This window comes from Microbacterium sp. EF45047, from assembly GCF_028472845.1.
Classification (GTDB): domain Bacteria; phylum Actinomycetota; class Actinomycetes; order Actinomycetales; family Microbacteriaceae; genus Microbacterium; species Microbacterium neungamense.
Genome location: NZ_CP069429.1, coordinates 51,011 through 66,671, shown reverse-complemented (window position 1 = coordinate 66,671; position 15,661 = coordinate 51,011). Strand labels below are relative to the sequence as shown.

The 15,661-nt window shown below is 71.8% G+C and carries 13 protein-coding genes; 7 read left to right on the top strand and 6 right to left on the bottom strand.

What is annotated here, in order from left to right; translation table 11 throughout:
• The first annotated feature begins 83 nt into the window (after window positions 1-83).
• The 7 genes from JRG78_RS00350 to JRG78_RS00320 all read left to right on the top strand — a co-directional run bounded on the left by JRG78_RS00350 (window position 84) and on the right by JRG78_RS00320 (window position 9,173).
• Window positions 84-782 (top strand): phosphotransferase family protein, encoded by a 699-nt coding sequence (locus JRG78_RS00350; RefSeq protein ID WP_272653482.1) that lies wholly within the window; start codon window positions 84-86, stop codon window positions 780-782.
• 51 nt (window positions 783-833) lie between these two features.
• Window positions 834-2,279: an argininosuccinate synthase gene (gene argG / locus JRG78_RS00345; protein WP_259607042.1), complete on the top strand. Its 1,446-nt coding sequence runs from the start codon at window positions 834-836 to the stop codon at window positions 2,277-2,279.
• 163 nt (window positions 2,280-2,442) lie between these two features.
• A complete protein-coding gene (locus JRG78_RS00340) occupies window positions 2,443-3,069 on the top strand; it encodes a TetR/AcrR family transcriptional regulator (protein WP_259607041.1) in 627 nt (208 codons plus the stop codon).
• Complete coding sequence (locus JRG78_RS00335) at window positions 3,066-3,785, top strand: hypothetical protein (RefSeq protein WP_272653481.1); 720 nt, start codon at window positions 3,066-3,068, stop codon at window positions 3,783-3,785. The genes JRG78_RS00340 and JRG78_RS00335 overlap by 4 nt, the downstream gene beginning before the upstream one ends.
• Window positions 3,782-5,620: a YhgE/Pip domain-containing protein gene (locus JRG78_RS00330; RefSeq protein WP_272653480.1), complete on the top strand. Its 1,839-nt coding sequence runs from the start codon at window positions 3,782-3,784 to the stop codon at window positions 5,618-5,620. Before JRG78_RS00335 ends, JRG78_RS00330 begins: the two co-directional genes overlap by 4 nt.
• Window positions 5,621-5,756: 136 nt before the next feature.
• On the top strand, window positions 5,757-8,402 hold the full coding sequence (locus tag JRG78_RS00325) for a penicillin acylase family protein (RefSeq protein WP_259607038.1): 2,646 nt from the start codon (window positions 5,757-5,759) through the stop codon (window positions 8,400-8,402).
• A gap of 9 nt (window positions 8,403-8,411) precedes the next feature.
• The gene (locus tag JRG78_RS00320) at window positions 8,412-9,173 is read left to right on the top strand and encodes an alpha/beta fold hydrolase (RefSeq protein WP_259607037.1); all 762 of its coding nucleotides are present in this window, start codon (window positions 8,412-8,414) and stop codon (window positions 9,171-9,173) included.
• A gap of 22 nt (window positions 9,174-9,195) precedes the next feature.
• Here JRG78_RS00320 and mnhG read toward each other — a convergent pair whose 3' ends face one another.
• From mnhG to JRG78_RS00290, 6 genes are read right to left on the bottom strand one after another with little or no spacing between them, the layout of a single operon-like run.
• On the bottom strand, window positions 9,196-9,585 hold the full coding sequence (gene mnhG / locus JRG78_RS00315; RefSeq protein ID WP_259607036.1) for a monovalent cation/H(+) antiporter subunit G: 390 nt from the start codon (window positions 9,583-9,585) through the stop codon (window positions 9,196-9,198).
• Window positions 9,582-9,851, bottom strand: coding sequence for a monovalent cation/H+ antiporter complex subunit F (locus JRG78_RS00310; RefSeq protein WP_259607035.1), 270 nt, complete (start codon window positions 9,849-9,851; stop codon window positions 9,582-9,584). Before JRG78_RS00310 ends, mnhG begins: the two co-directional genes overlap by 4 nt.
• On the bottom strand, window positions 9,848-10,435 hold the full coding sequence (locus JRG78_RS00305; RefSeq protein WP_259607034.1) for a Na+/H+ antiporter subunit E: 588 nt from the start codon (window positions 10,433-10,435) through the stop codon (window positions 9,848-9,850). The genes JRG78_RS00310 and JRG78_RS00305 overlap by 4 nt, the downstream gene beginning before the upstream one ends.
• Complete coding sequence (locus JRG78_RS00300) at window positions 10,432-11,985, bottom strand: Na+/H+ antiporter subunit D (protein ID WP_272653479.1); 1,554 nt, start codon at window positions 11,983-11,985, stop codon at window positions 10,432-10,434. The genes JRG78_RS00305 and JRG78_RS00300 overlap by 4 nt, the downstream gene beginning before the upstream one ends.
• A complete protein-coding gene (locus tag JRG78_RS00295) occupies window positions 11,982-12,635 on the bottom strand; it encodes an NADH-quinone oxidoreductase subunit K (RefSeq protein WP_272653478.1) in 654 nt (217 codons plus the stop codon). The genes JRG78_RS00300 and JRG78_RS00295 overlap by 4 nt, the downstream gene beginning before the upstream one ends.
• On the bottom strand, window positions 12,635-15,625 hold the full coding sequence (locus JRG78_RS00290; RefSeq protein WP_272653477.1) for a Na+/H+ antiporter subunit A: 2,991 nt from the start codon (window positions 15,623-15,625) through the stop codon (window positions 12,635-12,637). The genes JRG78_RS00295 and JRG78_RS00290 overlap by 1 nt, the downstream gene beginning before the upstream one ends.
• Window positions 15,626-15,661 lie beyond the last annotated feature (36 nt).

Genomic DNA, 15,661 nt, shown 5'->3' with positions numbered 1-15,661 from the left:
GCGCGGCAGGTTATGCGGCGAGCGCCGGCCCGGCCGTCGCCCCCGCCGTTCCCCGTCCCGCATCGCGATGACAGGATGATCGGATGCGACAGGGAGCGGTCGGGCACGTGCGGATCGTCGTGCGGGACGGGCGGCGACTGGTCGAGAAGCGCATGACCGATCCGGTGCGGCACGGCACGGAGGTGCGGGCGCTGCGGGCGCTGGCCGGCTCCGGTCTGCCCGTTCCGGAGATCGTCGCGGAACGGCCGGGATCGATCCTGATGACGCTGCGCCCGGGGCGGCGGCTGGACGAGCTCGACCCGGATGCCCGCCGCGAGGGACTGCGCGCCTCGGCATCCGCTCTCCGCATGCTGCACGCTCTGCACCCGCCCGCCGGGCTCTCGCCGGCGCCGGACGATGCCGCGATCATCGCCCGCTACCGGGATGCCGGCGGCCCGCCCCTCCCCCTCGAGGTGCCGCCGGCCTCGGGACGCGCGTTCTGCCACGGCGACTGGTCGGACGGGAACCTGCTCGCGACCGGCGCGCGGATCACCGGCATCGTGGACTGGGAGTCCGCACACGTCGGCGATCCGCTCCGCGAGCTCGCGCGCGCCGCCTGGGCCGCCGGCCGGAAGGACCCGCACTCGGCCGCCGCCCTCATCGACGCGTACGGCGCCGAGCCGGCCGCGGTGCGCGCCTGGTATCCGATCCACGCCGCCGAGCTGTGGCTCTGGTTCGCCGAGGCCGGGCCCGCGGAGTACCTCGACCGGCTCACGGCCGAGCTACGGGCCTGGCCGGATTGACCGCCGACGCACGGCCGGGGGCGCCGCATCCCCGCCGATAGACTGAGAGCCATGTCCAAGGTCCTCCAGTCCCTCCCCGTCGGCGAGCGCGTCGGCATCGCGTTCTCCGGTGGTCTCGACACCTCCGTCGCCGTCGCGTGGATGCGCGACAAGGGTGCCGTGCCGTTCACCTACACCGGCGACCTGGGGCAGTACGACGAGGACGACATCGCCTCGATCCCCGGCCGCGCCCTGGAGTACGGCGCCGAGAAGTCGCGCCTGATCGACTGCAAGACCGCGCTGGTCGAGGAGGGCTTCGTCGCCCTCGCCTGCGGCGCCTTCCACATCCGCTCCGGCGGCAAGACCTACTTCAACACCACGCCGCTGGGCCGGGCCGTCACCGGCACCCTGCTGGTGCGCGCCATGAAGGAGGACGGCGTCGACATCTGGGGCGACGGCTCCACCTACAAGGGCAACGACATCGAGCGGTTCTACCGCTACGGCCTGCTGGCCAACCCGCGCCTGCGCATCTACAAGCCGTGGCTCGACGCCGACTTCGTCACCGAGCTCGGGGGACGCAAGGAGATGAGCGAGTGGCTCGTCGCGCACGGCTTCCCCTACCGCGACTCGGCCGAGAAGGCGTACTCCACGGATGCCAACATCTGGGGCGCCACGCACGAGGCGAAGACCCTGGAGCACCTCGACGTCTCGCTGGAGACCGTCGACCCGATCATGGGCGTGAAGTTCTGGGACCCGCAGGTCTCGATCGACGCCGAGGACGTCACGGTGACCTTCGACGGCGGGCGCCCGGTCGCGATCAACGGCACCGAGTACACCGACCCCGTCGAGCTGGTGCAGGAGGCGAACGCGATCGGCGGACGCCATGGCCTCGGCATGAGCGACCAGATCGAGAACCGCATCATCGAGGCGAAGTCCCGCGGCATCTACGAGGCGCCGGGCATGGCCCTGCTGTTCATCGCCTACGAGCGCCTGGTCAACGGCATCCTCAACGAGGACACCCTCGCCACCTACCACGAGCAGGGCCGGCGCCTGGGCCGCCTGATGTACGAGGGCCGCTGGCTGGAGCCGCAGTCGCTCATGCTGCGCGAGTCGATCCAGCGCTGGGTGGGTTCGACGATCTCCGGCTCGGTGACCATCCGGCTGCGCCGCGGCGACGACTGGACGATCCTCGACACCGTCTCGCCCAACCTCTCCTACGCTCCCGAGAAGCTGTCAATGGAGCGCGTCGGCGACGCCGCCTTCGGCCCGGTCGACCGCATCGGTCAGCTCACCATGCGCAACCTGGACATCGCCGACTCCCGCTCGCGCCTCGAGCAGTACGCCGGCCTCGGGCTCGTGGGCGGTGCGACCGGCGAGCTCGTCGGCCGTGTCACCGCGGGCGAGGCGGGCGAGATCACCGAGGCCGTGCACGGCTCGGTCTCGGAGCCGGACGAGGCCTTGACGGATGCCGTCGACGCGGCATCCGAGGGCGCGGCCTTCGACTCCGGCACGGACTGATCCGGCGTCCTCCGCTGCACTTCGGGGGTCGACACGCCAGATGTCGGACCGTTCCCACGGTTCGGTCCGACATCTGGCGTGTCGACCCCCGTTTCGTATCCGTGGAACGGATGCCCGGGGCACTAACTTGCACGGTCATGTGCAAGTTACGTACACTGGAGGCATGACCCCCGCCCGCCCGCCCCGCAGCGACGCCCGCGCCAACCGCGCCGGCATCCTGAACGCGGCCCGCCACGCACTCGCGAGCGACCCGCACGCGTCGATCGATGCGATCGCGCGCAGGGCCGGACTGTCCCGGCGCACGCTCTACGGGCACTTCGTCGACCGCGACACCCTGATCCGCGAGCTGATCGCCTCGGGCGCGCAGCGGTTCAACGCCATCGCGGCATCCGTCACCGACACGGATGCCCGGCTCGCTCTCGCCCGCCTGGCTGCACGGCTCTGGCGCGAGGCGGCGCACGTGCAGGTCGCGGCGGCGTTGGCCCTGGACGACGCGCACGTCGCCCAGACCGCGCAGGCCCTGGCCCCGCTGCGCCGCGCGGTCGCCGATCTCGTGCGCCGCGGGCAGGAGGACGGCACCTTCCGCACCGACCTCGCGGCGCCCACGCTCGCCCGGCTCATCGAGGAGATCGCGCGCACGGTCGTGGCGCGCACGGATGCCTCGTCCCCGGCCGCCGCCGATCTCGTCGTGCGCACCCTGCTCAGCGTCGCCGGCCTCTCCTGGCGGGAGGCGGATGCCGTGCTGCGCGCCCACCCCGACCTGCTCGACCCGGCCGAGGAGGACGCATGAGGATCGTGCTCGACCGCGTTTCGAAGGGACGCCGCGGCCAGGCCCTGCCGGAGATGTCGCTGAGCTACGAGACCGGTGAGGCCCGCTTCGTGCTCGCCGAGACCGAGCAGCGCCCGACAGTGCTCGGCCTCATCGCCTCCGGGCGGATGAGGCCATCCACCGGTCGTGTGACGATCGACGACGATGCGGATGCCGCGGCGCTGCGGCACCGGGTGGCGCTCGTCGACGCCCCCGACGTCAGCGATCCGCATCCGGACGTGACCGTCGCCGCCGTCGTCGGCGAGGAGCTCATGTTCGCCGGCCGTGCGGCCACCCCGGTGCACGCGCGGCGCTGGCTGGAGAACCTCGGCTTCCCGGACCTCGCCGACGCCCCGATCGGCACCGTCGATCCGGCCGCGCGGGTGCGGATCCTGTGCGAGCTCGCGGTGCTGCGGGAGGGCGTGGAGGGGCTGGTGCTCGTCTCCCCCGACCGGCACGGCGGGCGCCCCGACGGCTGGTGGCGCATCTCCGCCGAATTCGCCGAGCGTGGCTACGCCGTCCTGGTGATCGTCGGCGGCGTCGCCGCGGCTGTCCTCGCCTCGTTCCCTTCCCGGTCGTCGAGCGAGCACGAACCCTCTCGGTCGTTGAGCGAGCACGCCGAAGGCGAGCGAGACGAAACGCGTTCCGCGGGTCGGGAGGAAGGGACGACCGGAACGGAGGAGGAGGAGGAGCGATGAAGGTGCCGTCCATGATCGCGGCGGAGCTGCGGCGGCTGACCGCCAGTCCGATGGCGGCGATCGCCCTGGTGGCGCTGATGTGCGTGCCCATCCTCTACGGCGGCCTCTACCTCTGGGCGAACCAGGACCCGTACGGCCGGTTCCCCGACGTGCCGGTCGCGCTGGTCGTGGAGGACGCCGGAACCGACCCTTCGACGGGCTCAGGGTCCGGGGCCGAGGCATCCGCCCCCGAGAACTACGGGCAGAAGGTCGCCGACAACCTCCTCGAGGACGGCGCGTTCGACTGGCGCGTGATGACGGCGGCCGAGGCCGAGCAGGCGCTCAAAGACGGCACCGTCGACTTCACCGTCACCCTCCCCGCCGACTTCTCCGCGGCGCTCGCCTCCGCCGGGGGCGATCAGCCGCACCAGGCGCTGATCGAGCTCGAGACCAACGACGCCAACAACTACCTCGCCTCGACCATCGGCAGCCAGACGGTCGAGCGCATCCGCCGGTCGGTCGCCGAGATGGTCGGCTCCGAGGCCGCGGAGCGCCTGCTCACCGGCCTCAGCGACGTCCGCGGCAAGCTGTCCGAGGCCGCCGACGGCGCCACGCAGCTGTTCGACGGTGCCGGCACCGCGCACGACGGCTCCGCGACCCTGGCATCCGGGCTCGCCACCCTCGCCGACGGCACCGGCACCCTCGCAGACGGCGCCCAGAGACTGGCCGACGGTGCCGCGCAGGTGCGCGACGGCAACGCCCAGCTCGCGGATGCCGCGGGCCGAGCCGCCTCGCTCGCGCAGCAGGCGACCGACGCCCTGCCCACCGCGCGCGGGGATCTCGCGCAGGCGATGGCCGAGCAGGGCCTGACCCCGGAGCAGATCGACACCGTGCTGAGTCGGCTCGACCCGGTGGCCGACCGGCTCCGCGAGGGGAACACCGCCGCACAGGAGGCGGCCGGCAAGGTCGAACAGCTCGCCGAGGGCGCCCGCTCCGTCGCGGACGGCGCCCGGCAGCTCGCGGACGGCGCCCGCAGCGCCGCCGACGGCGCGGCATCCGCTCGCGACGGGGCCGGCACCCTGCGCGACGGCCTGGACACGCTGGGCGAGGGCATCGGCACGCTCCGCGACGGCCTCGCCCAGGGCGTCGACGCGATCCCGGCCTCCACCCCCGAGCTGCGCGCCGCCCAGGCCGACACGATCGCCGATCCGGTGTCGGTCTCGAGCGACAAGGTCGCCGCCGCGAAGGACTACGGCCAGGGCCTGGCCCCGTTCTTCGCGGCCCTCGCCGGCTGGATCGGCATCTACGCGCTGTTCCTCATCGTCAAGCCGATCTCGCATCGCGCCGTCACCGCCCTGCACTCCCCCGTACGGATCACGCTCGCCGGCTGGCTCACCCCCGCCGGGCTCGGCGCGCTGCAGATGGTCGGCCTGCTCGCGGTGCTCGGCTTCGCCCTCGGCTTCGACTTCCAGCACCCCGGCGGCTCGCTCGGGGTCATGGTGATGGCATCCGCCACCTACGCCGCGATCATCCTCGCCCTCAACGTCTGGCTCGGCTCGGTCGGCCAGTTCATGGGCCTGGTGCTCATGGTGCTGCAACTCGTCACCGCCGGCGGCACGTTCCCCTGGCAGACGCTGCCGGCGCCGCTGTCCACCCTGCACCACGTGCTGCCGATGGGATACGTCGTCGACGCCATGCGTCAGCTGATGTACGGCGGCGATCTGCACCGCGCGCTCTGGGATCTCGGGGTGCTCGGCGTCTGGCTCGTCGGCGCCCTCGTGATCGCCGCGATCGGCGTCACCCGGATGACGCACCGGCGCACCCTGCGGGACCTGCAGCCGAGCCTGATCGGGTGACCTGGCACCCACGGAGCGCACGCGACGGAGTACGACAGGAGCGAGTGGCATAGGATGCCAGGGCACGCGCGTGCCGACACGCGCACCCGGACTCCGTGAGACGGAGTCCCACCGCCCGACCCGGAGGTGTCCGTCCATGACGACCGAACCCGCGGCATCCGCCGTTCCCCGCCACCCGCTCAGGGCCCGCATCGGACGGATCGTGTTCCTCGTGATCGCGCTCGTCGTCGTCATGGCCGTCGCCGCGGCCTTCACCGTCACCTGGACCATCCACCGCTCCTTCCCGCAGACCGCCGGCGAACTGACGCTCGACGGCCTGGACGGCACCGTCTCCGTGCAGCGCGACGATCTCGGCATCCCCACGATCACCGCCGAGTCCACGCACGACCTCTTCTTCGCGCAGGGGTTCACGCACGCGCAGGACCGCTTCTTCGAGATGGACTTCCGCCGGCACGTCACCGCCGGGCGGGTGGCCGAGATGTTCGGCGCGTCGCAGGCGGCGACGGATGCCTTCCTCCGCACCCTCGGCTGGCGCGCCGTCGCCGAGCAGGAGGTGGAGGCCCTCGACGACACCACGCGCGGGTACTACCAGGCGTACGCCGACGGGGTGAACGCGTACCTCTCCTCGCGCTCCGGCGCGGACCTGTCGCTGGAGTATGCCGTTCTCGGCATCCAGAATCCGGAGTACGAGCCGGAGCCGTGGGAGCCGGCGGACTCCGTGGCCTGGCTGAAGGCGATGGCCTGGGACCTGCGGACGAACATCGAGGACGAGACCGCCCGCGCCCTGCTCGCCGCCGACCTGCAGCAGCAGACCGGCGACCCGGCCGCCGTGAACGCGCAGCTCGAAACGATGTACCCCGGGTATCCGTTCGCCGACAACCCCGTGATCGTGCCGAAGATCTCGAGCCTCCCCGCGAGCGGGACGGATGCCGCGCCCGCGGCGGCCACGACCGGCGAGAGCCAGGCATCCGACGCCCTGATGACCGTGGAGTGGCAGCAGGCATCGGATGTGATCGAGGCGGCGAGCCTGCTCCTCGGCTCCCCCGGCGAGGGGATCGGCTCGAACTCCTGGGTGGTCTCGGGCGACCTCACCGAGAGCGGGAAGCCGCTGCTCGCGAACGACCCGCACCTGGGCGCCTCGCTGCCCTCGGTCTGGTACCAGGTGCAGCTGAAATGCGCGACGGTGACCGCGCAGTGCCCGTTCGACGTCGGCGGATTCTCCTTCTCCGGGCTGCCGGGGGTGGTGATCGGGCACAACGAGCGGATCGCGTGGGGCTTCACCAACCTGACCACCGACGTCACCGACCTCTACATCGAGCGCGTGCAGGGCGACAGCTACTGGCGCGACGGCGCCCTCGTCCCGCTCGAGGTGTCCACCGAGACGATCGAGGTCGCCGGCGGCGACGACATCGAACTGACCATCCGCCGGACGGTGCACGGGCCGCTCATCTCCGACCTCACACCGGACATGACCGCGATCGCCGACGGTCCCGCCGTCACCGACGGGAGCGCGGGCGCGACCTCCCTCGCGGACGACGGCATGCCGGATGCGGAATACGCGGTCAGCCTGCGCTGGACCGCCCTCGACCCGGGCACCACGGCGAGCGCGGTGTTCGCGATGGCGACCGCCCAGGACTTCGAGGACTTCCGCCGCGCCGCAGCGCTCTTCGACGTGCCGGCGCAGAACCTGATCTACGCCGATGTCGACGGCAACATCGGCTACCAGACCCCGGGACGGCTGCCGGTGCGCGGGGCCGGGGACGGCTGGCTGCCGCAGCCGGGCTGGGACAGCGCCTACGACTGGACCGGGTTCATCCCGTTCGAGGAGCTGCCGGTGTCCTACAACCCGGCATCCGGGTACATCGTGACGGCGAACAACGCCATCGTCGACGACCAGTACGCGCACTTCCTGTCGCGGGACTGGGACCACGGCTATCGCGCGAACCGCATCGCGCACCTCCTCGAGCGCCGCGCCGCGGCGGCCCCGCTGACCGCGCAGGACATGCGCGACATCCAGGCCGACGAAGAGATGTGGATCGGCAAGCGCCTGGCGATGGCGATGGAGGGCGTGACCGTCACCGGCAAGGGCCCGAAGGCGGCCGTGGATCTGCTGCGCACTTGGGACGCGCAGAACGACGCCGACTCCCCCGCGGCCGCGTACGCGAACGCCCTGTGGGCGCACCTGGCCCGCAACCTCTTCACCGAGCGCGAGGTGCCGCTCCCGGTCGACGACCAGGGCAGGCTGTTCACGGTGGTCGCCGCCCTGCTGGACGACCCCACGCACCCGCTGTGGACGAACGAGCGGATCGACGTCGACGGCATGGAGGAGATGCTCTCCCGCTCCGCCGAGGACGCCTACCGCCAGCTGCGCGAGCTGCAGGGCGAGGACGTGCGGCTGTGGCGGTGGGGCTCGCTGCACGCCCTGCAGCTGCGCAGCGAGACGCTCGGCTCCTCCGGCATCGCGCCGATCGAGGCGCTGTTCAACCGCGGCCCGTTCCCGGTCGGCGGCGGCGGGTCGGTCGTGAACGCCACCGGATGGTCGCTCGGCAGCGGGTCGTACGCGACCGAGACGGTGCCGTCGATGCGCATGGTCGTCGACCTCGCCAACTTCGACGCGTCGAGCTGGAACCAGCTGACGGGCCAGTCCGGCCACGCCTTCCACCAGCACTACACCGACCAGACCGCGGACTGGGCCGCGGGCGTGCAGCGGCCGTGGCCGTTCACCGCGAAAGCCGTGACGCGGGCGGCCGTCGACACGCTGGTGCTGCGGCCGGCCGGATAGCCTGGGAGGATGCCGGAACGTCTGCTCGCCCCCGAGGGCACGCCCGCCGTCATCGAGGAGTTCACATCCGGCGGGGCCACCCTGGTGTCCGAGGACTTCGGCGTCGGCGACCATCCGATCGTGCTGCTGCACGGCATCGGCATGGGCCGCAGCGTCTACATCGACCTGGTGTCGCGGCTGAGCGGCCGGATCATCGGCCTCGACCTGCCCGGGTTCGGCGAGGCGCCCGAGCCGGAGCGGACGCTGACGATGGAGCGGCACGCCGACCTGGTCGCGGCTTTCCTCCGCGACCGCGGGATCACGGACGCCGTGATCATCGGCCATTCCATGGGCGCGCAGATCGCGGCCGAGGTGGCCGCCCGGCATCCGGACGTCGTCTCCGGCCTCGTGCTCGCCGGCCCGACCGTGAACAGCGCCTCGCGCAGCATCCGCGCCCAGGCCGGTTACCTGCTCTTCGACCTGCTGCACGAGCGCCCCGTGGTGCTCTGGCGCGGCGCCCGGGAGTACCTGCGCGGCGGGCCGCACCTGCTGCGCAAGATGCGCGCGACCATCGTGCACGATGCGAAGCGGGCGTACGGCCGGGTGCGGCATCCGGTGCTCGTGCTGCGCGGCCAGCGCGATCCGCTCGCGCCGATGAGCTGGTGCCGGGAGATCGTGGACAACATCCCCGGCGCCCGCTTCGAGGAGATCCCCGACCACGGGCACGGCACGCTGATCAGCGATTCCTGGGCGGCGGCCGAGCTCATCCGCCGGTTCGTCGCCGAGCTCTGAGGGCGCTCCGGCCGGCGACCTGCTACCCGGCGGCCGGGGGCGTCTGCTTCGACTCGGCGTACTCGTCGACGACGAGACCGCGCTGGTGGATGGTGCCGTTGCGGTACGCCTGGCGGCCGACCATGTGCGCCGACAGCGGTGCGGTGGCGAACTGCATCAGCACCACCGGGGCGACGATGACGAGGCCGAGCAGGATGCCGCCGACGCTGCGCTGCGAGAGCGCGATCGCCAGGCAGATCAGCAGCAGCCCGAGCACCTGCGGTTTGGTCGCGGCGTGCAGCCGGGAGGGCACGTCGCGGAAGCGCAGCAGGCCGATCGCGGCCGATAGGCACAGCAGCGCGCCGACGAGGATCAGCCCGAGCACGATCGCATCCAGCAGCGGGTCGGGGATCTCGAGTCCGAGCAGGGTCATGGCGTCGTGACATCCCTCCGGGCGACGTAGCGGGCGACGGAGATGGATCCGAACACGCCGACCGCGGCGATGATGAGCAGCACCGGGACGTTGCGGGTGTGCCCGTTGATCGCCATCTCGGCGCCGAGCACGCACATCACTTCGGTCAGCAGCACGTCGGATGCCACGGCGCGGTCGAGGATCGATGGGCCCCGGACGATCCGGATGACGGTGAGGATGGCGGCGACGCCGAAGACGACGAGGATCGCCGTGAGCAGGATGTTCATGGGCGGGCCTTCCGCTTGCCGGTGCCGAGCTCGTCGGCGCGCAGCGCCCGGTACTGGGCGGGCGTCCCCAGGGCGCGCACGATGCGCTTCTCCCAGCGCAGCACGCCCTCGCGCACGTCGTCGACGTCTTCGCGGCTGCGCACCCCGATCACGTGCAGGTACAGGATGCGGCGGTCGCGATCGGCCTCCACGACCAGCGATCCGGGGATCAGCGAGGAGGTGACGGCCACGTGCGTCATCACGAGGTCGTCGGCGTAGCGCAGCGGCACGGCGATGATCGCCGCGCCCGGCTGCCGACCGAGATCGAGCACCTGGGCGGTCACCCGCAGCGCCCCCATCACGATCGCGGCGAGGAACTGCACCACGTACAGCGCCGCGTACCAGAGGTTGATCCGGCCGACCAGCTCGACCGTCGGGAGCCGGAAGACCCGGGTGACCACCACCGCCACCACCAGGCCGGTCACCACCGCCAGCGGCGTGAACTGCTGCCAGAGCAGCATCCACAGCGCCACCAGCCAGAGCAGGAACGGCACCTGCAGGCCGATGTCGCGCAGGATGCGGCGGGTCGAGGCGTCCGGGCTCATCCGCCCACCTCCTCCTCGAGCTGCACCAGGCTGACCGGCTGCAGGAGCGCACCGCCGATGCGGTCGCAGAGAGCGTACAGCGGCCCCGCGAACACGGTCAGCGCGAGCGTCACCGAGACCATGCCGCCGGTGGCGATGGTCATGATCGCAGGGATCCGCCGCGTCTCCTGCCGCTCGTCGGCGGCGGGGGCCGTGGTCAGGTGGGCGACACGGCTCAGGTCGGCGTCGTCCTCCTCCTCTTCGCGCCAGAACGCGAGGTTCCACGCGCGCATCAGGGTGTACAGCGTGAGCAGCGAGGTGACGACGCCCCCGAAGATCACCACGATCATCAGCGGGGTGCCCACGCCGGCCGCCGCCTCGAACAGTCCGACCTTGCCGAGGAAGCCGGAGAACGGCGGCAGTCCGCCCAGGTTGATCGCCGGCACGAAGTACAGCACGGCCAGCACCGGCGCCGCCTTCATCAGCCCGCTGACCCGCAGGATCGACGTGCTGCCCGCCCGTCGCTCGACCAGCCCCACCGCGAGGAACAGGGTCGTCTGCACGACGATGTGGTGCACGATGTAGTAGACCGTCGCGCCGATGGCATCCGGCGTCACGATCGCGAGACCGAAGATCATGTAGCCGACGTGGCTGACGAGAGCGAACGAGAGGATCCTCTTCAGCTCGGCCTGCGCGACGGCGCCCAGGACGCCGATGATCATCGTGGCGAGCGCCACGATCAGCAGCAGCGTGTCGATGCTGTTCTCGGCGAACAGCTGCGTCTCGGTGCGGATCAGCGCGTACACGCCGACCTTGGTGAGCAGGCCCGCGAACACCGCCGTGACCGGGGCCGGCGCGGTCGGGTACGAGTCCGGCAGCCAGAACGACACCGGGAACACGGCCGCCTTGATGCCGAAGGCGACGACCAGGAGCAGGTGCAGCACGAGCTGCGTCTCCTGCGGCAGGGCGGCGACGCGCTCGGTGAGCTGCGCCATGTTCACCGTGCCGACGGCGCCGTAGATCATCGCGATCGCGGCGAGGAACAGGATCGACGACACCAGCGAGACGACGATGTAGACGGCCCCGGTGCGGATGCGGGACTCCGTGCTGCCCAGCGTGATCAGCACGTAAGAGGCGACGAGCAGGATCTCGAAGCCCACGTAGAGGTTGAACAGATCCCCCGCGATGAACGCGTCGAAGATGCCCGCGGCGAGGATCAGGTACGACGGGTTGAAGATCGAGATCGGGGTCTCGTCGACGCCGTCGGCGACGCCCTGGCCGATCGAGAACAGGAGCACGGCGAGCAGGACGATGCTGGAGACGAGCACGAGCAGCGCCGCGAACCGGTCGACGTAGAGCACGATGCCGAACGGCACCGGCCAGCCGCCGACCGAGACCGCCAGCGGCGACCCGGCATCGACGGCGACCAGCAGCACCGCGGCGATGATCGACACCGCGGCGAGCGTGCCCACCGAGACGACCATCTGCAGACGCGGGTTGCGCCCGAACACGAGGGTGACGGCCGCGCCGAGCAGCGGCAGGGTGACGATCAGCGGCACGAGGGCGGTCACGGGCGGCCCTCCTCGCCGCTGTCGTCGGGGCGGCTCGTCTCGTCGCGCTTGTCCCGCGCGACGTCGTGAGCGGATGCCGCCGGAGCCGGCGCCTCCCCCGCGGAGCCCCCGGACGCGGAGCCCCCGGACGCTGAGCCCCCGGGCGCCGGGCCTGCCGAAGCGTCCCCCGCGGCATCCGGATCCACCGGCAGGGGCGTCGCGACGCGCACCGTGACCGGCACCGTCTCCAGACCGACGAAGTCGGTCGTGGCGTCCTCGTCGATGAGCTCCGCCTCGTCGTCGATGACGTCCTCCTCGGCATCCGTCCGGGCACGCAGAGCGAGGTCGGCCTCGTCGTCCGCGACGGTGTCGGCCTGGCCGAGCTGCCACGAGCGGTAGATGAGGGCGAGCAGGAAGGCGGACACGGCGAACGTGATCACGATCGCGGTGAGGGTGAGCGCCTGCGGCAGAGGATCGCTGACCCGCGCGTCCTCGCCGTGGAACGGCGCCCTGCCCGGCACGCCCATCACGATGAGCAGCAGCAGGTTGGTGGCGTTCCCGAGCAGGAGGAAGCCGATCAGCACACGCGTCAGACTGCGCTCCATCATCGCGTAGACCCCGCACGCGAACAGCACCGCCATGATGAGGATCAGGGTCAGGGAGACGTCCATCAGGCATCCGCCCCTCTCCGCTGCCCGTGGCGCAGGGCCTGCGTCTGCCGGTCGACCTCGGCGCCGAGACTGCGCAGCACGTCGAGCACGAGGCCGATCACGACGAGGTACACGCCCACGTCGAAGAGCGTCGACGACACCAGTTCGAGGTGGCCGAGCACGGGAACGTCGGCCTCCCACACCGCGCTCTGCAGCGGCCCCAGTCCGAAGAACAGGGGCAGTACGGCCGTGCCGGCGGCGACGACGAGGCCCGCGCCGAGCAGGCGCCCGGCATCCGTCGGCGCCGCCGCGCCCAGCTCCCAGCGGCCGCCCGCGACGTACCGCATCACCAGCGCCATCCCGGCGACGAGGCCGCCGGCGAAGCCTCCGCCGGGGCTGTTGTGTCCGGCGAAGAGCAGGTAGATCGACACCACGATGATCGTGTGGAACAGGATCCGGACGATCACCTCGAGCAGGATCGAACGGTTGGCGGCTTTGACCTGCTGACCGCCGACGAGCCAGGCGCGCGGTGCGTCGCGGTTCTCGGGGGTCTGGAAGCGCACGCCCTCGGTGGTCTCCACCATCGGCCGGCGGGCGGTGGAGCGTCGCTTCGTGTCGGGCAGGTCGCGGGTGGCCGAGAGCAGGTCGGCGCGGTGGGTGACGAAGACGAGGGATGCCACGCCGGTGGCTGCGAGCACCAGCACCCCCAGCTCGCCCATGGTGTCCCAGCCGCGCAGGTCGACGAGTGCGACGTTGACGACGTTCTTGCCGTGGCCGAGTTCGTAGGCGAGCTCCGGGTAGGCGAGGGAGATCGGGTCGACGAACCGGGCCTGCGTGGCCACGATCGCGACGAACGCCATCACGACGCCGACGCCGACGGCGAGCAGGGCGCGCGGCACCCGGCCGGCCGAGGCGTTGTGCTCGCCCATGCGCGACGGCAGGCGCCGGAGCACGAGCGCGAAGGCGACCAGGGTGATCGTCTCGACGAGGATCTGCGTGAGGGCCAGGTCGGGGGCGCCGCTCGTGGCGAAGAGCACCACCATGCCCAGCCCGGTGACCGACACCAGGACCACACCGGTGTAGCGCTTCTCGGCACGCACGGCGAAGAGGCCGGCCGCCGCCATGATCGGCGCGACGACGAGCTGCACCGGTGTGTGCCAGCCGGAGAGCCGATGCTCGCCGAGCGCCCCTCCCCCGACGAGGGCCGTCGCCTCGGCGGCCACGAGCACGATGAAGATCGTGCCGACGTAGAGGGGCAGCGAGCCGCGTTGGGTGAAGGTCGTGGTCAGCACCGAGAGCCGGTCGATGCCGCGGACGACGGCATAGTAGGCATCGGATGCCGTGAACGGCATGAACCGGCGACGGCGGTCCCATCCGGTGCGGATCGTGAGTGCGCACAGGCCGACGCCGAGCAGGATCGCCGCGATCGAGACGAACAGCGCCGGCTCGAGGCCGTGCCAGAGCGCCAGATGCCCCGGCTCGCCGGACGCGGAGCCGGTCGCGGACGCTGAGCCCGTCGCGGACGCTGAGCCTGTCGAAGCGTCGCCTCCTGCCAGGCTGAGCGCGTATGGCTGCAGCGCCCGGTCCACCGCGGGAACGCCCAGTCCGAGGGCGATGGTGGCGCCCGCGAGCACGATCGGCGCGGAGAGGAACCCCACCGGCGGGTCGGGCCAGGCGGTGTCCGGCACGCGGCCGCCGGCATCCGTCTTCCGCGCGAACGCGCCCCACAGGAATCGGGCGCCGTACGCCGCCGTCAGCACCGATCCGAGGGCGACGCCGGCGAGGGCCGCGGCGCCCCATGCCGAGCCGTGCAGGGTCTCGTCGATGAGCGCCGTGAGGGTGGATTCCTTCGCGACGTATCCGATCGTGGGCGCGAGGCCCACCATCGAGGCGACCGAGAGGACCGCCGCCGTGGCCATCACCGGGGCCTGGCGGCCGACGCCGCAGAGCTCGGTGATGTCGCGGGTGGAGAGCTGGCGGTCGATGATGCCGACGATCAGGAACAGCGCCGACTTGAACAGGGCGTGCCCGATGACGAGGGCCAGCCCGGCGAGCGCGGCCGCCGGCGTGCCGTAGCCCAACACGATCGCGAAGAAGCCGAGCTGGCTCACGGTGCCGAAGGCGAGGATGCGCTTCAGGTCCGTCTCGCGCAGGGCCTGGATGCCGCCGAGAAGCATGGTGATGATCCCCAGCGTGATCACGATCGGCTGCCACGGCGCGGCGAAGGCGAAGATCGGGGCGAAGCGGGCGATCAGGTAGATGCCGGCCTTCACCATGGCGGCGGCGTGGAGGTACGCGCTCACCGGCGTGGGCGCAGCCATCGCTCCCGGGAGCCAGAAGTGCAGCGGGAACAGCGCCGACTTGCTCACGGCGCCGACGAGCAGCATCACGATCGCGGCATCGACGATGGGTCCGGTCGGCGCCATCGCGAGCAGTTCGCGGATGCTGGCGGTGCCGGTGTCGACGACGAGAAGGATCACGCCGACGAACATCACGAGTCCGCCGAGCGTCGTGATCAGCAGGGCCTGCAGCGCGGAGCGGCGGCTGGCGGCGCGGCGGTGGTAATGCCCGATCAGGAGGTAGGAGAGGATGCTGGTGAGCTCCCAGAACATCACGAGCATCACCAGGTCGTCGGTGAGCACGAGCCCGTACATCGCGCCGGCGAATCCGAGCAGCACGCCGGCGAAGGGCGCCACCCTGGATGCGTCGTCGTGGAAGTACCAGCGGCAATACAGCAGCACCAGAGCGCCGACGCCGGTCACGATCAGGGCGAGGACCCACCCGAGCACGTCCATGCGCAGGGAGAGGTGCAGGCCGAGCTGGGGGATCCAGTCGTAGCTGAAGAACGGCACGCGCTCGGGGTCGAGGACGTCGGGTGTGCGGGTGAGCGCGTGCACGAAGGCGGCGGCGGGGACGAGCGCGCCGATCGCGAAGGCCTGGGCTCCCAGCCAGCGGACCAGTGCAGGAAGGACGAGCGCCCCTGCGAGGAACACGGCGAGGAGCAACGGCATAAGCAGCTCCTCTGGCGCTTCGGGGCCTCTCGGCGC